At 57.6% G+C, this 17609-nt stretch carries 15 protein-coding genes; 7 read left to right on the forward strand and 8 right to left on the reverse strand.

Annotated features, from left to right (window positions below; translation table 11 throughout):
* Positions 1-36: 36 nt before the first annotated feature.
* The 3 genes from K2Q04_RS03230 to K2Q04_RS03240 form a co-directional block, all read right to left on the reverse strand.
* Complete coding sequence (locus K2Q04_RS03230) at positions 37-2031, reverse strand: proline/glycine betaine ABC transporter permease (protein ID WP_291159160.1); 1995 nt, start codon at positions 2029-2031, stop codon at positions 37-39.
* On the reverse strand, positions 2028-3023 hold the full coding sequence (locus K2Q04_RS03235) for a glycine betaine/L-proline ABC transporter ATP-binding protein (RefSeq protein WP_291159162.1): 996 nt from the start codon (positions 3021-3023) through the stop codon (positions 2028-2030). The genes K2Q04_RS03230 and K2Q04_RS03235 overlap by 4 nt, the downstream gene beginning before the upstream one ends.
* An 82-nt stretch (positions 3024-3105) precedes the next feature.
* Positions 3106-4041 carry an ABC transporter substrate-binding protein gene (locus tag K2Q04_RS03240; protein ID WP_291159164.1) on the reverse strand — a complete coding sequence of 312 codons (936 nt, stop codon included), beginning with the start codon at positions 4039-4041 and terminating at the stop codon, positions 3106-3108.
* 376 nt (positions 4042-4417) lie between these two features.
* On the opposite strand from K2Q04_RS03240, the gene K2Q04_RS03245 reads away from it, so the two are divergent.
* Positions 4418-5185: a DeoR/GlpR family DNA-binding transcription regulator gene (locus K2Q04_RS03245; RefSeq protein WP_291159170.1), complete on the forward strand. Its 768-nt coding sequence runs from the start codon at positions 4418-4420 to the stop codon at positions 5183-5185.
* A gap of 10 nt (positions 5186-5195) precedes the next feature.
* Here K2Q04_RS03245 and K2Q04_RS03250 read toward each other — a convergent pair whose 3' ends face one another.
* The 3 genes from K2Q04_RS03250 to K2Q04_RS03260 are packed head-to-tail and all read right to left on the reverse strand — an operon-like array spanning position 5196 to position 9392.
* Positions 5196-6134 carry an FAD-binding protein gene (locus K2Q04_RS03250; RefSeq protein ID WP_291159172.1) on the reverse strand — a complete coding sequence of 313 codons (939 nt, stop codon included), beginning with the start codon at positions 6132-6134 and terminating at the stop codon, positions 5196-5198.
* Positions 6135-6145: 11 nt separating this feature from the next.
* Positions 6146-6895 (reverse strand): electron transfer flavoprotein subunit beta/FixA family protein, encoded by a 750-nt coding sequence (locus K2Q04_RS03255; RefSeq protein ID WP_291159174.1) that lies wholly within the window; start codon positions 6893-6895, stop codon positions 6146-6148.
* A gap of 52 nt (positions 6896-6947) precedes the next feature.
* Entirely contained in the window at positions 6948-9392 is a 2445-nt protein-coding gene (locus K2Q04_RS03260; protein ID WP_291159176.1) for an FAD-dependent oxidoreductase, read from the reverse strand.
* 391 nt (positions 9393-9783) lie between these two features.
* Between K2Q04_RS03260 and K2Q04_RS03265 the strand changes: the two genes are divergently transcribed.
* The 5 genes from K2Q04_RS03265 to K2Q04_RS03285 are packed head-to-tail and all read left to right on the forward strand — an operon-like array spanning position 9784 to position 15270.
* On the forward strand, positions 9784-11181 hold the full coding sequence (locus K2Q04_RS03265) for an ethanolamine ammonia-lyase subunit EutB (protein ID WP_291159178.1): 1398 nt from the start codon (positions 9784-9786) through the stop codon (positions 11179-11181).
* Positions 11182-11198: 17 nt separating this feature from the next.
* Entirely contained in the window at positions 11199-12023 is an 825-nt protein-coding gene (gene eutC / locus K2Q04_RS03270; RefSeq protein ID WP_291159180.1) for an ethanolamine ammonia-lyase subunit EutC, read from the forward strand.
* Positions 12020-13690 carry an electron transfer flavoprotein-ubiquinone oxidoreductase gene (locus K2Q04_RS03275; protein WP_291159182.1) on the forward strand — a complete coding sequence of 557 codons (1671 nt, stop codon included), beginning with the start codon at positions 12020-12022 and terminating at the stop codon, positions 13688-13690. Before eutC ends, K2Q04_RS03275 begins: the two co-directional genes overlap by 4 nt.
* A 20-nt stretch (positions 13691-13710) precedes the next feature.
* Positions 13711-14517, forward strand: a complete 807-nt coding sequence (locus K2Q04_RS03280; protein ID WP_291159184.1) for an inositol monophosphatase family protein — start codon at positions 13711-13713, stop codon at positions 14515-14517.
* Positions 14518-14547: 30 nt separating this feature from the next.
* On the forward strand, positions 14548-15270 hold the full coding sequence (locus tag K2Q04_RS03285; RefSeq protein ID WP_291159186.1) for an HAD family hydrolase: 723 nt from the start codon (positions 14548-14550) through the stop codon (positions 15268-15270).
* Between the two features lie 3 nt (positions 15271-15273).
* Here the strand turns inward: K2Q04_RS03285 and K2Q04_RS03290 are convergent, their stop codons facing one another.
* Together K2Q04_RS03290 and K2Q04_RS03295 are read right to left on the reverse strand one after the other, a co-directional pair.
* Complete coding sequence (locus K2Q04_RS03290; protein WP_291159188.1) at positions 15274-15699, reverse strand: NUDIX domain-containing protein; 426 nt, start codon at positions 15697-15699, stop codon at positions 15274-15276.
* 567 nt (positions 15700-16266) lie between these two features.
* Positions 16267-16590, reverse strand: a complete 324-nt coding sequence (locus tag K2Q04_RS03295) for a hypothetical protein (protein WP_291159192.1) — start codon at positions 16588-16590, stop codon at positions 16267-16269.
* 23 nt (positions 16591-16613) lie between these two features.
* On the opposite strand from K2Q04_RS03295, the gene K2Q04_RS03300 reads away from it, so the two are divergent.
* On the forward strand, positions 16614-16817 hold the full coding sequence (locus K2Q04_RS03300; RefSeq protein WP_291159194.1) for a hypothetical protein: 204 nt from the start codon (positions 16614-16616) through the stop codon (positions 16815-16817).
* Positions 16818-17609 lie beyond the last annotated feature (792 nt).

The following is a 17609-nucleotide window of genomic DNA, read 5'->3' on the forward strand; positions in this document are numbered from 1 at the left end:
TTTCCGATGCGTCCACAAAGCGTTTGATGGATCTGTTCAAGTCAAATGCAGCTGACGGAATCTGTAATGGCTCCAGGCGGAGACGAGGCGGTCAGCTACGATTGCGAGGAAGGCGATCGCGAGGCCCGCGACGATGCCGCGTCCCGCGTCGGCCTTGGCGAGTGCAATATAAGTTTCTTGGCCGAGATCGCGAGTGCCGACCAGCGCTGTGATCACCAACATCGATAGGGCCATCATGATGGTCTGGCTGACTCCGAGAAGGATTTCGGGGACGGCAAGCGGCAACTCGACCTCGCGCAACACCTGTTCGCGCGTGCCACCACTCATGAGACTCGCTTCGATGTAATGCTTGGGCACGCGCCGGATACCGAAGTCAGTATAGCGGATCGCCGGAACAATCGCGAAAGCGACGATGGCGATTAGCGCCGAGTAGTCGCCCACGCGGAAAAGCATGACCACGGGGATGAGGTACACGAAAGACGGTAATGTCTGCAGAGTGTCACAGATCGCGCCGAGCACCGCGTGGGCGCGCTCGCTTTTGGCGCCCCAGATGCCAAGAGGAATGCCAAACAGCAGTGACAAGATCGTGCCAAGTCCACATAGGTAAATCGTGTTAAGCGCTGGTTCTTGCAGACCCGCCGCGAAGATTGACAACACCAGAACGCTCGATAGCAGCGCGAGCGCGAAGCCCGAGAAAGCGTAGCCGATTATGCCGACGAGAAGAGGCGGAACGAACCACGGGAGCCCTCCGATGAAGTTCCTGGTCGGGATCATCACCGTCCATAGGAAGGCCGTTTTGATATAGTTGAGCGGCCCTGAAAGATTGACTGCGATCCATCTGGCGAATTCGTTCAACGAAGCACGCGCGGAAAACACAAAGTCATGCGGGAAGTAAGCGGTCGCGGGCTCGAATAGGCCGATTGCGTATGTGACTGCGGTTATCGCGATCAGTGCCAGGGTTACGCGGTGTCGCATGAAGAAGCTGGCTTGCTCGTCATGTTTGTGGTCGCCGGAGCGTTGCGCGGCCGCCTGCGATTGACGGTCGAGGATGACCGCCAGCGCTACAATCGCGAGGCCAGCCTCTAGCCCGCTTCCGATATCGAGTCGGCGTAGCGCGGTCAGAACATCATATCCCAGTCCGCCAGCCCCGATCATGGAGGCAATGATCACCATGTTTAGCGTCATCATTGTCATCTGATTTATGCCGAGCATGATCGATGGCAGGGCGGATGGCAAAAGCACCTTGATCATCATTTGGAAAGGCGTGCATCCAGCGATGCGCCCGAATTCGGACGTTTCCGACGGGACTCGCCGCAGTCCAAGCACGGTGCTGCGGATCATAGGAGGGAGTGCGTAGATGATGGTTGCTGCTGACGCCGCCGCAGGACCGAAACCCAGCAGCATCAGGGCGGGAACAAGATAAGCAAAGACGGGAACCGTCTGCATCAAGTCCAAAAACGGCGACAGCAATCTGTCGAAAGTTTTGCTTCTATAGGCTAAGGCACCAATCGCGACGCCAGCAATCGCGGATACGGCAGCTGCGACGATGACGGAGGCCAGCGTCAACATCGCTGACGTCCAATTGCCTGTGAAAGCGATAAAAAGAAGACCGACAAAAGTGATGATCGCGAGCTTTCGTCCGCCCAGCCGCCAACCCGATAAAGCCGCGAGGCCGATTACGAGATACCAGGGTAGCGGCGGCAAATCCGCCGGGCCATCGCCAGGACGGAAATGGAAGCCAGTGGCGAACAGGCTCTTGAAAAAATCCAGCAGGTAATTGAGGCCGCCTGCAAAAGCTCGGGTGAATTCTCTGATTGGTGGCAACCCTGGAATCTGCGGCGTATCCTGGGTCAGCCAAGCCATTAATTCCCGGAACCAGTCAATGAACGGCACGATCCACGCTTTGGGGTAAACTTTCATCGCATCTGGCAAGAGGGTTGATCCGCAAACCAGGATCACGACAACGGCGGGTATCGCCCAGGCTCGCCAGCGCGTGTTCAAAGAAACGCTTGTTGCGACCGCTTCCGTCATGCAACGGCCTTTTGGTCGGTCGATGTAAGGATAGAGATGACGTCGTTTTTGTTGAGGACGCCAATCACTGCCCCCTGGTGCCGAACCCCCACGGGCTCGTTAGATGAAAGGACTTCGTTCGCGAACTGATAGAGCAGCGCGTCGCCATCAACATAACGTGTCGGCGCGTGCCCATTGGCCGGCTGCGCGATCGTTTTGGCAGTCAGTACCCGTGACCTGTCGACGTGTCGGGTAAATTCGCGCACGTAAGGCTCTTTCGAATGAACGATAAGTTCTTCTGGCGTCCCGATCTGCAGGATGCCGCCATCCTTCATGATAGCGATCCGATCAGCCAAACGGATCGCTTCGTCAAAGTCATGGGTGATGAAGACGATCGTTTTCCTGAGCTTCGCGCGCAAACGGAGAAATTCGTCTTGGAGTTCCCTGCGCAAGAGAGGGTCGAGCGCGGAGAACGGCTCGTCCATGAAAAGAATCTTGGGATCGCAAGACAGCGCCCGCGCGATGCCGACACGTTGTTGCTGGCCACCCGACAGTTCGCTTGGATAATGGTTCTCGCGACCGGAGAGGCCAACGGTTTGCAAAAGTACACGCGCCCGATCCTGACGTTCCTTCTTTTCGATGCCCCGAATGCCGAGGGGGAACGCCACGTTGTCGAGAACTGTGAGGTGCGGCAGGAGGGCGAAATTTTGAAACACCATCCCCATCGTTCGACGGCGGATTGCGGTCAGATCGCGCTCTGATGCGGAAGTGATGTCGGCGCCATCGACGACAATCTTTCCGCGAGAAGGATCGATAAGTCGTGTGAGGCATCGAACAAGAGTCGATTTGCCCGAACCCGAGAGACCCATGATGACGAAGCATTCGCCTTCGGAGATGTCGAGCGTCGCTTCCCTAAGGGCAACGACGTCCGAGCAAGCACCGCCATCTCCGGCTTTTGCTACGCCCCCATAGACCTTCCACACGTCTTGGCATGAGATAATAGGCTGAACCACGACGTTACTCCGCCGGCCGCGCTAAAACAAAGGATTCAAAAACAAAAAGGGGGGCCGCCATGCGCGGCACCCCTTCATCGGATCACTGGATCCATTTTTTCCAGGTCGCTTCGTTAGCCTTGATCCAGTCGGCCACGACGCCGTCGAGGTCCTTGCCGTCGACGTCGACCTTCTTCACAAGCTCGCCCATCTCTTCGTTGGAGATCTTGAAGTTGCGAATAACTTTGCCGGCGCCGGGCCACTTCTTATCAACGCCGACCCAGGCCGCCTTCCACACTGGGCCGCCGGGCTTCGCACAATTGTACTGCTTGCTGTCGTAGCACTCCTTCGTGTACGGAGGAAATTCGATGAAGTGCCCTTTGTACTTTATTGGCACCCAGTGGGGCTGATAGACCCAGAGGACGATCGGCTCTTTCTTCGCGTAGGCCGCATCGAGCTCAGCATAGAGCGCCGCATCAGTTCCTGCGTGCACAACCGTAAAATCGAGCGGCAGATTGGCGATGCGTTCTTCGTCGAAACCGCCCCAGGTCACGGGACCGCCGAGGTATCTGCCCTTTGGCGCGGTCTCTGTCGTAGCAAATTTGGCGGCGCATTTGTTGAGCGCCTTCCAATCCGGCAACCCTGGACAAACCTCGAATGTATAGTCGGGAACCCACCACTCTTCCTTGGCGACCATTCCCGTCTCGCCCAAATTGACGACTTTGCCGGTTTTCACGGCCGCTTCCAAAGCCTCGCGGCCGGTTGTGGCCCAAATTTCCATGGCGACGTCGAGATCACCTGACTGCATGCCCGTGAGCTGAGCCAGATAGTCGGCTTGGACATATTCAACGTTGTAGCCGGCGTTCTTTAGCACCGACCCCATGATCTTTGACGAGATCAGCTGACCGGACCAATCGTTGAGCGTGATTTTGATGGGGTCTTGCGATTCAGGTGCGGCCGTCGCCTGAGGCGCGGCCATCAGTATTGCGGCGGCGGTTGCAGTGCCAGCGAGCTTCAAGAGCTTATAGAGCCGTTCCATTGCGTCTCCTCCCAAGGTGACAGCGTGACGACATTTGGTCTGCGTTACTGACAACTCAGACCGGCCGGATTTGCAACCAAAAACCACGAATGTCAACGAAAAATGTGCATTAATCAGGCTTAATGTGGGAATTCGAGGGTGTCAGAGTTGAATGTGGTGCGAGAATCCACATTGACGAAAAATTGTGCTGTTGACTATTTTGCGTGGCTTAGGGGTTTCCGGGCGACGAATCGCGCGAAAATCAGCTAAAAGACCAGGTGCCGGTGTGTGGTGGTTCGTTGTCGACAAGCAGAAAATGCCACAAAAAACCTCATACGCGCGCGTGCTCTGTAGGTTTAATGTGCATCGAACGGCAACGCCGGGTGGGACGCTTAGAATGTCATTGAGACGCCAAACGGAGATCCTGCAGGCCGTCCGACGCGCCGGGAGTTCGAGTATCGTGGAACTCGCCGAAAAGCTGGACGTGTCGACTGAAACCATCCGACGGAACATCAAGCCGCTGGTGGAGCAGGGAAGTGTGGTCCGCTTCCACGGTGGGATCATGAAACCCGATCATAGCGAGGAGCCACCGTTTGGCCGGCGGATGAGTGTCCATGAAGAAGGCAAGCGGGCGGTGGCCGAAATTGTTGCGAAGCTGATCCAGAACGGAGACAGCATCATTCTCGACAACGGCACGACCACCGCATACGTGGCCGAGGCACTAGCGCATCATTCACAGCTCGTCGTGGTGACGAACTCAGCAGAAATCGCATGCCGGTTGGCATCGCGGAACGACAATCGCGTGTTCATGGCGGGCGGCGAACTGAGCGGTGAAGATGCCTCCGCATTCGGCCCCGGTTCGATTGAGTTCGTTAAACAGTTTAAGGTGCGCTACGCGGTGATGTCGATGGGCGGCATCAACACCAATGGGGACCTGACCGATTTCCATCTGTTCGAGGCAGAGTTCAGTCGCGCGGCGATGAACCAAGCGGACGAAACCTGGTTCATCGCCGACTCTACAAAATTTGGCCGGAATGCACCTGTTCGCGTATGTGAACTGTCTGACATCGACGTCCTCATTACGGACAAAGAACCCATCGTCGAATACCTGCGGCGTTGCAAAGAGGCGGACGTGAGACTCATCACGCCGGAGAACAACCGGTAGGAGCGAGTCCTCAGGTTTTATCGAGTTCGGCGATCAATTGCGGCACGGCCTGGAACATGTCCGCGACGAGGCCGTAATCCGCAACCTGGAAGATGGGTGCGTCGGCATCTTTGTTAATCGCGACGATCACCTTGGAATCCTTCATGCCTGCCAAGTGCTGGATGGCGCCTGAAATACCAAGAGCGACATAAAGATCCGGCGCCACCACCTTGCCAGTCTGGCCCACCTGCCAATCGTTCGGAGCATAGCCCGAGTCGACGGCAGCACGTGATGCGCCCACAGCTCCACCGAGCTTGTCGGCGAGCGGGAGGACCAACTGCTTGAATTGGTCCTCGGAGCCCACCCCGCGACCACCAGAAACGACGATCTTCGCTGAGGTGAGTTCCGGTCGCTCGTTCTTGGTCACTTCAGAGCCCTTGAAGGTAACAAGTTCGGGAACGGTCTCGGCTTCGATGGTTTCGATGGGCGCGGTGCCGCCTTCTCCAACTGCGGGGAAGGCGCTGGGCCGGATTGTCACCACACGCCGCTTATCCTTGGAGCGAATGGTTTGGAGCGCATTGCCGGCGTAGATGGGGCGTTCATAAGTGTCGGCGCTGATGACCGATGTGACATCGGAGAGTTGCATCACATCGAGAAGCGCGGCCACACGCGGCGCTATGCTTTTTCCGAAGCTGGTAGCCGGGGCAACGATGTTGTCGTAGCCCCCTGCAACGCGCGCCACGATTGCGGCGACCGGTTCCGCAAGGCCGTGCGCGAGCGATGGCGCATCCGCGCACAGAACTTTTGCTACGCTCTGAAGCTTGGCCGCGTGGCTTGCGACGGCCTCCACGCCGTGTCCAATGACGAGGATGTGAATCTCGCCGCCCATCGTGGTTGCGGCGGTCACCGTACGCGCGGTCGCATCGGACATGGTGGTCCCGTCGTGATCTGCGATCACAAGAATTCTCATCGCCAAACTCCCTAGATCACTCGCGCTTCCGAGCGCAATTTTTGAACCAATTCCGCGATCGAATTGACTTTGATCCCTGCGGCTCGCCCGGGTGGTTCGATGGTCTTAAGGACCTCGAGCCGGAGATCCGCGAGTTCCGGAAAGTCTGCGGCCTTGCGCACGTCGATCGGCTTCTTCTTCGCCTTCATGATATTTGGGAGAGATGCGTAGCGAGGCGTATTGAGCCGGAGGTCGGTTGTCACCACGATGGGCAGCTTCAATTCAAGCGTTTCGAGACCGCCATCGATTTCGCGTTTGACGGTAGCGACGCCCTCGCCCAGTTCGACCTTTGACGCGAACGTGGCTTGCGGCCACCCAAGGAGCGCGGCGAGCATCTGCCCCGTCTGATTGCAGTCGTCATCAACGGCCTGCTTGCCAACGATGATAATGTCGGGGTTCTCGGCCTCCGCGATGCGCTTGAGGGCTTTCGCGACACCCAACGGCTCGACGCCGGTCTCCGCTTCAATGAGGATTGCTCTGTCGGCGCCCATTGCCAGCGCCGCTCGCAGCGTGTCCTGCGCGGCTGTCGGTCCGATGGACACCACGACCACTTCTCGCGCCTTCCCCGCTTCGCGCAAACGAATGGCCTCTTCGACGGCAATCTCGCAAAAGGGATTAATCGCCATTTTGACCGAGGTGAGATCAACCCCCGATCCGTCAGCTTTGACCCGGATCTTAATATTGGGGTCTGTGACTCGCTTTACTGGTACAAGTATCTTCATCGTGTCCTATACCCTTGAGGAAACGGTGTTGCTGACCGGCTCAGGACCGATCTCACGTCTTGATGCGTGACATCTCGGGATCGAAAAGCGAGTTGAGATGGAGCGCGCAATCGACACGCTCGGTGGCGACTTCGAGCTGATACTTCCCTTCTTTCAGGTAGTCGTTGTCGAGCCCGTTGGGCTGACGGACATAGCCAAGGCCGATCGGCTTGCCGATCGTGTGTCCGAAGCCTCCGCCGGTGAGCCAACCTACCCGCTCGCCATTGCGGTAGATGGTTTCGCGTCCTAGCAAGACGACGTTCGGATCGTCGACTGTGAATGTGCACATGAATTTCTTGAGCTTCTGTCCGCGTTGAGCCTCGAGCGCGTCGCGGCCGAGGAAAGGAATGTTCCGCTTGAACTTCACCGCCCATCCAAGGCCTGCCTCGAGCGGCGAATGATCTGGTCCGATGTCCGAACCCCAAGCGCGATAGCCCTTCTCGAGGCGCATGCTTTCGATGGTTCGATAGCCGGCGTTCACGATGTTGAATTCTTTGCCGGCCTGCATGATCGCATCATAGACGGTCACCGCAAACTCGACGGGGATATGCAGTTCCCAACCGAGCTCACCTACGTATGTGACACGTAGGGCGATAAGGGGCGCGCCTGCGATGCAGATGTTGCGGACCTGGCCGAACGGGAACGCCTCGTTGGAAATGTTGTCGCGAGTCAGTTTCTCGAGGACACGCCGAGCGTTAGGGCCCATGACGCTAAGCACAGCGTGGGAGGACGTGACGTCCGTGAGTTGGACGTTGCTGCCTTCGGGAATATTGCGGCGGATCCAGTCGTAATCATGTGTCGCGAAGGCCGTTCCTGTGACGATGTAATAGGCATCATGGGAAAGCCGCGCGAGAGTAAGGTCGCATTCGACGCCGCCTTTGGCGTTGAGCATCTGCGTGTAGATGAGGCTGCCAACGGGTTTGGCCACGTCGTTGGCGCAAATCCATGAGAGCGCGGATTCAGCATCCGGCCCTGTCAGCATGAATTTTGAAAACGAGGTCTGATCGAAGACGCCGACTGATTCTCGGGTCGCAATATGCTCACGCTTGACGGCGTCAAACCAGTTCGGGCGGCCGAACGTGTGGTTGTCCTCCGGCTTTTCCGATCCTTGGGCGAACCAATTGGGTCGTTCCCAGCCCTGCTTTTCGCCGAAGCACGCGCCTTGGCTTTTGAGCCGATCGTAAAGGGGCGACCGGCGTAGCGGCCGACCACTTTTGTGCTCCTCATGTGGCCATGCGATTGTATAATGCTTCCCATATGCCTCGAGCGTTCTCTTGCGCACCCATTCCATGTCCCGATGGTTGCGACCGAAGCGCCGAATATCAACAGGCCACAAATCGTATGGCGGTTGCCCGGCAGCGACCCACTCGGCCAGAACCTTACCGGCGCCGCCGCCAGAAGCGATGCCGAACGCATTGAAGCCTGCTCCCACGAAGAAGTTCGCGACTTCTGGCGCTTCGCCCAGGATAAAATTGCCGTCCGGTGTGAAGGACTCCGGCCCATTGATCAGGCTCTTGATGCCTGCCTTCTGCAGTGCCGGGACGCGGCCGAGTGCGAGTTCCATCAATTGTTCGAAGTGATCGAAGTTCGATCCCAGGAGCTGGAACTCGAAATTTTTCGGGAAGCCATCGACGGCCCACGCAATCGGATTTGGTTCGTAACCGCCCATAACGAGGCCGCCAACCTCTTCCTTATAGTAGGTCAGGCGATCCGGGTCTCGCAGCGTGGGCAGATTGGCGGTGACGCCCTCGATCGGCTCGGTGACCATGTATTGATGCTCTACCGAGACGAGGGGTACAGTCACGCCTACCATCCGACCTACTTCGGCAGCCCATTGACCCGCACAGTTCACGACGAATTCGCAAGCGATCCGGCCTTTGCTCGTCTCGACCGATTTCACGCGACCTTTCACAACTTCAATCGAGAGTACTTCAGTGTTTTCGAAGATTTGGGCGCCGTTGTTGCGAGCGCCCTTAGCAAGCGATTGTGTGATGTCAGAGGGGTTCGCCTGCCCGTCGGTGGGAAGGAATGCGGCGCCGACAACGTCCGAAACATCCATGAGCGGCCAAAGCTTCTGCGCCTCTGAGGGCGTTAGTAGATGCATCTCGAGGCCGAAGGAACGCGCAGTAGTCGCCTGGCGTTTCACCTCCGTCCATCGCTCTTGGTTGCAAGCGAGGCGCAATCCACCATTCATCTTCCAGCCAGTTGCGAGGCCGGTTTCCTGCTCGAGCGTTCGATAAAGTTTGACGGACTCGCCGAGGAGCTGGGTGATGTTAGCGCTCGAACGAAGCTGACCGACGAGTCCTGCCGCGTGCCAGGTGCTACCGGAGGTCAGCTTATTTCTCTCGATCAGGACTACGTCTTTCCAGCCAAGCTTGGCCAGGTGGTATGCGGTCGACGTGCCGATGATGCCGCCGCCGATGATGACGACGCGCGCCTGTGTTGGAAAGGTTGTCATGAGTGCCACCCTGGTCTGCCGCAACGCTTAGGAATTAAAGCCGCGAGAGGCGCGCTAGAAACCTTTGCGCCCGAATTCGCCGACGCCTAGCCTACAATACAACATGATGCAACGATTTTTGTGCATCATTTGTGAGTTTATGTGGTTTTGTGTGCTTAAACGCCCTGGACGGCAGGCGGGGCACGGCCAGAGCGGCATTCGTTCGCAGTTTAGCCTCCTCCGGAAGCATGTAACTTCAGGGCATTTCGATCAAGTCGAGTTATTTCCGCTTAAGCTTCATCTCATATCCACATAAAATGTGGCATTTCGTGTTTTTTGTTTGACTAGTGTGGGATTTGAGTGTTGTGTCCGCGTCCTATCGCGGTTGTGCTTCCCCTAGAGGCAAAGAGCAATGAGCTTCCAATCCGCTCTCGGTGGTGAGCGCTACGTCTTTCGCGACTTAAAGCATTTGCTGGCGGCGGCCTCGCCCCGCCGTTCTGGCGACGATCTGGCCGGAATCAGCGCAGGGAGCGACGCCGAGCGGGTAGCGGCGCGACATGCCCTGGCCGACGTCCCATTGTCACTGTTTTTGGTCGAAGTCCTCGTTCCCTACGAAGAAGACGAAGTCACCCGGCTTATAGTCGACAGCCACGATCGGGACGCCTTTCTGCAGATCTCGCATTTCACGGTGGGAGAATTGCGAGACTGGCTGCTTGGATACGAGGCGACAACGGAGCGGCTCGCGACGGTGGCGCCGGCGCTCACACCTGAGATGGTGGCGGCCGTATCCAAGTTGATGCGGAACCAGGATCTGATCGCAGTCGCGCGCAAATGTCGGGTCATCACAAAATTCCGAACCACGCTTGGTCTTCCCGGCCGCGTGGGTTCGCGCCTACAGCCAAATCATCCGACAGATGACCCGAAAGGAATCGTGGCCTCGCTTCTCGATGGTCTATTGTACGGAACGGGCGACGCCGTGATCGGGATCAATCCTGCAACTGACAATGTTCCAAACGCCATCTCTCTTTTGAGGATGCTCGATGGCATCCGCCAGACCTATGACATTCCGGTGCAAACCTGCGTGCTGACGCACGTCACCAATGCGATCGAAATCATCAATCGCGGCGCGCCGGTGGACCTGGTTTTCCAGTCGATCGCTGGATCAGAGTTGGCCAATCGCGGTTTTGGCGTTGATCTGTCGGTGCTCAGAGAAGCTCATCACGCTGCGCGTGAGCTCAAGCGCGGCACGGTCGGTCATAACGTCATGTACTTCGAGACAGGACAAGGGGCAGCGCTCTCCTCCAACGGGCATCACGGCGTCGATCAGCAAACCATGGAGGCGCGAGCGTACGCTGTAGCGCGGGCCTTCGATCCTATGATCATCAACACAGTAGTAGGTTTCATCGGCCCTGAATATCTCTACGACGGGAAGGAAATTATCCGCGCGGGTCTCGAAGACCATTTCTGCGCGAAGCTTCTCGGCCTGCCGATGGGATGTGACGTCTGCTACACTAATCACGCGGAAGCCGATCAGGACGACATGGATAATCTCATGACGTTGCTGGTAACCGCCGGCTGCACCTTCATCATTGCTGTGCCGGGCGCGGACGACGTGATGCTGAATTATCAATCTCTTTCATACCACGACGTCCTTTATCTTCGTTCGACGCTGAACCTCAAACCAGCGCCCGAGTTCGAAGCCTGGCTCGAGCGAATGGATATGCTCGAGCCGGACGGGCGCATGCGGATGATCGAGCCTCGAGACCCTAGGATCTCCCGACTGGTCGAGGGAGCCACGCTGATCGCGTGACCTTGGGGATGGAGTCGATGGCAGATATATCTCGCAAAGATGCTTGGACCCTTCTGAAGTCAGCCACCAGCGCGCGGATCGGCTTGGGCCGAAGTGGCGACGCGATGCCACTGGATGCTGTGCTCGATTTCCAGCACGCGCATGCCCGCGCGCGCGATGCGGTCCACGCGAAAGTCGATTTCGATGCAATCTCGGCGGCATTAGAAACGCCAACCCTGCATACGCTGCATATTTCAAGCGCGACACAGGACCGGGCTACCTATCTTCGACGCCCTGATCTTGGCCGCATCCTTCACGCTGACTCCGAAGCCGCGCTCAAGGATGCGGTACATGCGGCTGACATCATTCTGGTCGTAGCCGATGGCCTGTCGGCCGCCGCCGTGCAAGCACACTCCGTTCCACTCTTAAAGGCGCTGGTCCCGCGCTTGACTGATTTTGTGATCGGCCCTGTTCTCTTGGCAACGCGCGGACGCGTCGCGCTGGGCGATCACATCGGAGAAATTCTCCAGCCGAAATTGATAGCGATGCTCATTGGCGAACGACCCGGCCTTTCCGTTGCGGAAAGCCTCGGCGTTTACCTCACATATGCGCCGCGCCTCGGCCGACAGGACAGTGAACGCAACTGCATCTCGAACATCCATGGCAAGGGTGGGCTCGGTTACGAGGATGCCGCTGGAAAAATCGCATGGCTCACGCGGGAGGCGTTGCGCCGCTCGCTAACCGGGATTCATCTGAAGGAAGATGCCTCCGCACAATTGAGCGCCGCGCCTGGCAACGATTCTGCACTTCTTTCCTCTGAGACACCCGAAATTGATGAACACGATGAGCGTCTAAAACAATGAGCACCCTGCCGCCACGCGAAGCCATGGAGTTCGACGTTGTGATCGTCGGCGCGGGACCCGCTGGGTTGTCGGCCGCCATTCGCCTCAAGCAGCTGGCTGCCGCTGCAGAAAAAGAAGTTTCGGTGGTGGTCCTGGAAAAGGGATCCGAGATCGGAGCCCACATCCTATCCGGCGCTGTCATCGATCCGAACGGATTGGCGACGCTTTTCCCGAATTGGAAGGAGCTTGGCGCGCCGCTCGAGACAACCGTCACCGAGGACCGCTTCCTGTTCCTGACAAACAAGAAAGCTCTTCGACTGCCGAACTTTCTCATGCCGCCGCTCATGAGTAATCACGGCAACTACGTCGCGAGCCTTGGGAATGTCTGTCGATGGCTCGGGGAAAAGGCGAGCGAGCTCGGAGTTGAGATCTACCCCGGCTTCTCGGCTTCTGAAGTGCTCTACGATGAGAAGGGCGCTGTGATCGGTGTTGCCACTGGTGACATGGGCGTGAACAAGCACGGCGAACCAAAGGATGCTTTCACACGCGGTATGGAATTGCGTGGCAAATACACTTTGATTGCCGAGGGGGCGCGCGGATCGCTCTCGAAACAACTCATTGCCAAGTTCAAGCTTGACGAGGATCGGCAACCTCAAAAGTTCGGGATTGGTCTCAAGGAGCTCTGGGAGGTTCCCCCAGAGAAGCACCACCCGGGGCTGGTTCAACACAGCTTCGGGTGGCCGCTCGACGCGCGTACTGGCGGCGGATCATTCCTCTACCACTACGGCGAAAACCTGGTGTCGGTCGGGTTCGTTATCCACCTGAGCTACACGAATCCCTATCTGTCTCCCTATGACGAGTTCCAGAGATTCAAGACGCATCGGGCAATTGCGCCGACGTTCAAAGGGGGGCGGCGCATCGCATATGGCGCCAGGGCGCTAACCGAGGGTGGATGGCAGTCGATCCCCAAATTGACATTTCCGGGAGGAGCGCTTTTAGGCTGCGCAGCCGGTTTTATGAATGTTCCTCGGATCAAGGGAAGCCATAACGCGGTAATCTCCGGCGTGCACGCGGCTGACAGCGTCTTCGCGGCGCTAGCCGAGGAAGGCCCCACTCCGAGCCTCGAAACATACGAGAAGGCTGTCCTCAGTGGCCCCATCGCCGAAGATCTGAAGCCCGTCCAGAACGTAAAGCCACTTTGGTCGCGGCTGGGGACGATTCCCGGGATCGCCGTGGCTGGTCTCGACATGTGGTGCCGCACGTTGCTGTTTGGCTGGTCGCCGCTCGGCACGCTTCGACACGGAAAGCCCGATTACGCAGCGTTGGTGCATGCCTCGGCGGCGCGACCGATACCGTATCCCAAGCCGGATGGCGTTTTGACCTTCGACAAGCTCACCAACGTCGCATTTTCGGGAACGGCGCACGATGAAGACCAGCCGGTCCACTTGAAATTGATGGATCCTGCGATTCCGATCGCGGTGAACCTTCCGAAGTTCGCTGAGCCGGCGCAGCGCTACTGCCCCGCCGGAGTTTACGAAGTCGTGCGCGATCAATCTGGTGCGACGCACTTCCAGATCAACGCACAAAACTGCGTCCACTGTAAAACCTGCGACATCAAGGATCCAAGCCAGAACATCACTTGGACATGCCCCGAAGGTGGCGGCGGTCCAAACTATCCCGGTATGTGAATTGACGTCGCGAGAACGAAATGAACTCAACCCTTTTCGATAGATCTGCATCCATGAGCAACGACATTCTCGCCTTGCATGATTTCGCAAACGTCCTAGCCGATAAGGCGCGACGGCTCGCGCGCAAGCACTTCAGAAAAACCACCGCATACGAACGCAAGGCTGACGAGAGTCCCGTTACGATCGCTGACAAGGCAATCGAGGCCGAGCTTCGTGCGTTGATCATGAGGAGGTATCCGCAGCATGGAATACTTGGGGAGGAAATGGGCGGAAACACTGATGGCAATTTGCTGTGGGTGCTCGATCCGATCGACGGCACCAAGAGCTTTCTCACAGGGATGCCGTTGTTCGGTACGTTGATCGCCTTCCTTCAGGATGGCGAGGCAAAGATCGGCGTGATTGAAATCCCACCATTGGGAGAACGCTGGTCGGCATTCCCTGGAGCCGCTCGACACAATCAAAAGCCCTGCCACACAAGCGGATGCACCTCGCTCAAGGATGCCCGTGTGTATACGTCTTCCCCGGACTTCTTTCATGATCCGAATGATTGGGACCGTTACGATCGGGTGAGCCGCGCCGCCGCCATTCGTCGGTTCGGCGGCGATTGTTACCAATACGGACTGCTCGCTTCAGGTTACTGCGACTTGGTCATCGAAGCCTCGTTGATGCCGTATGACTTTCTTGCATTGGTGCCAATCGTTGAGACAGCGGGTGGCAAAATGACCGATTGGGAAGGCCGACCGCTTACGGTCAATTCTGGCCAACGAGTCATCGCGGCCGCGACGCCCCAGCTGCACGACGAAGCGCTGCGGATGCTCAACAGCTAATTTCAACAACAACGCAGAGACCGGATGCCGATGCCCGAGATCAAAGGATTGCTCTTCGACAAGGATGGGACGATCCTTGATTTTTATAAAACCTGGGTGCCGATCAACCGTGCGATGGCGCTCGATGCTGCCGACGGTGACGAGGGACTCGCGCGCACTCTGTTGAGGGCCGGCGGCCATGATCCCGATACGGACCTGATCGAGCCTCTGGCGATTTTGGGCGCTTCGAGCGTCGAAGCGATCGCCGAATGTTTCGCAGCTCAACTGAAGAACACCACGCCTTCGGAGATGGTGCCTCTTATCGCCAAGCACTTTCGCGAGGGCGGCGGCAAATACGCGGTCATCATTGAAGGCGCCATCGAAAAACTTCAGTCCCTGCGTGAGCGAGGCTATCATATTGGTCTTGCCACGAACGATACCGAGGACGGTCTTCGCGCCTCGCTGGGGCGTTTCGATGGTCTAATTGATTTGTTTGATTTCCTGGTCGGCTGCGATAGCGGCCACGGCTCGAAGCCCCTGCCGGGCATGGGCATCGCATTTGCAGAGGCGATTGGCTATCCGCCGAGCGCCTGCGCAATGATTGGAGACACGGCGCATGACTTGGAAATGGGGCGCCTCGCAGGTTTCGGTCTAAGAGTTGGAGTTCTGACCGGTTCCAATCGACGCGAAGACTTGGCGCCTCATGCCGATCATGTTCTCGAAAGCATCCTTGAGCTCGATTCCATATTGGAGCATCCCGTCGCGCACGCGTGAATTTTACCGGTCGGCAGAAGTGAGTGTTTCGATCTGCTTGAAAAGCTCACGGTAGGCTTCGACCGCGAGATCCGGCAAAGCGATCGCCTCCGGAATCGTGAACCAAGCAATGCGCGTATGTTCCGGACTTGCGTTGACCGCATCGCCGCGCCAGCTCTTTACGAGATACATCTCGTATCGCAAGAGACCTCCGGCCGTTGGGACATCGTCTGTCACCGCGCGTAAATAAGACGTGGACAAGGGCACAATTCCAATTTCTTCCGCAAGCTCGCGGGCGAGGGCTTCCTCGAGCGATTCTTGCGCTTCGACCTTGCCGCCAAGCACGTCCCATCGGGAAGGATAGATACGGCGATGGGGAGCCCGAAAACCGAGCAGGACGCGATTGTTGAGAAAAGGAATGCCGCATGCGTAGACGTTCGAATCGGTCATGCGGGGCTCTGCATTGCGAAGCTTCCTGAAGTGTAGTTACCCATCTGTCTGTCGCAATCCTCCCACTCGAAATGGCGCGCCTGGCGAGTAAGTCCGGTTTCGATCAAAAGCCAAAGTTCACTGACCGCCGCTTCGTGACTACTACGGGCCAGAAGCCGAAGTCCGACACTGATGAGTTATAATACATTACCAAGTGATCGACTAAGGCGCGCAGCATCGTCCCTAAGACGGCGACGATGCCTAGGATCGCGAGTCCAAGGGAAGCTGCCCTCGACTGTTTTACGTTCTCTCTCACTTTGTCGGAAAAAGGAATGTCCACTCGGCGCGCAATTGCCAATCGGCGCCGGAGTCGTCCGGCCTGACGGCATTGTAGTAGGCGGCAATATTTGCATTGATCGACTGGTCGCCGATTTTGAAGATGCGGCCGATGCCACCCCCGATGGAAGTCCGGAATTGGGACCTTGCAGCTATCTCGCAATGCAGAGAAAGCCGACATCCCATCCACGCCAAGCATAGACGCGCTCCATCGTTCACTGAGGTTGCGGTGCGGAGCGCAGCTTGCCGAGTCTATCGTGAGTTCAGCCCTAGGGCGGCTGAATCGAACCAGTTGACGAACTCGTCTTGCGAAGCGCCAACTATCGGGTTGAACGTATAAGAAGTTGTCTTGGGCTCGCCGTCGATTCGTACGTCGTATTCGCGGGCGACGCCGGGCGTTCGGGCAAGGAACTCACGGAACCTGTTCTCCTTGGGAAGGCGGATGCCCCGCGCGTGGGCAAATTCTTGGGCTTCGACCCAGATGTCATCGACGGCGATGCGCTTTCCGGTCTGTCGCCTGTCGACCATCCAACGATGAAAGGCGTGCGTGATTTCGGCGGCTTCTTTAGCACTCATGCGCCGTGCGGAGATGGCGACCGTTGCTGACAACTGCTTCTTGCCAGCTCGCTTTTTCGTTGATCGCCGACAGCGCCGAGCCATTGTCATCGATGCGGCCTTCGTCGACGCTAACATCGACGCGCCGACATGTGACGCTGCCAGATGGCGAGGTTTTGCCGGCGCTGGTGTCGGCAATCGATCTGGCGAACTCGGTGCCGACCCTTGATGACAAGTGGCTGATTTAATAGGGGGAGTTGTTGGCAGCGTTGCCGACCCGTGCGCTGTTGGCGTACTTGGCGAGGATCTAGATGGCGATGTTGCCGCCTCTTGAACACTTGGCGGAGACGCTGTTGTTGGCGACGGCGTGTCTGTTGGCGACGTTGCCAACTCATTCGCCGACCCCTTCGCGCAGGGCGCCGATCTCTCGGGCGAACTTACTGGCCGTGAGGCTACCGGCAATCTGGTCAGAGGAGTTGCCGGCAACGCGTCGTCAGTTACCGGTAACGCCGCCTCTTTGTGGGCATGCTGAATGCTCTCCGCAGGCGGCTTGGACGGCGGTGTCGACGGTAACGTCTTGGCAAAGCCCACGACTAACGAGCGCACGAACATGCCAACGGAATGACAAAGAACGATTGCCGCGTTGCTCACGCGAAAGGCGAGCCGTACAACCAGTAGCAGAGGGTAGACAGGGAGCATAATCAGGATAAACGCCATCGCGTAATCGGCCATCTGATCGTTCACGCTGGACCCTCCCTCTTAATATTCATGCAGCGGTAAGGAGCGTCTCGGATCCGGGCAAAATCTGAATGCGCAGATTCCGAATTCCGTTTGAGATAATGAGTGCGCCGAGCCGTGAATTTGGCTGTGTCAGCCACGTGTCAGCGCTTTGCTTTTGGTCTCAGCAAGTTCTCTGCAAGTTCTAAACACGTTCTAGCCGGACTTTTCGGCTGGAGGCCCTTATTTTCCTGGGGCTGCGCGCCTTGAAGCCTCTTTTCCGTGTCTCTTGACATGGTAGGGGTCAGAGGTTCGATCCCTCT

The sequence above is a fragment of the Hyphomicrobium sp. genome (assembly GCF_019753045.1).
Lineage (GTDB): Bacteria > Pseudomonadota > Alphaproteobacteria > Rhizobiales > Hyphomicrobiaceae > Hyphomicrobium_B.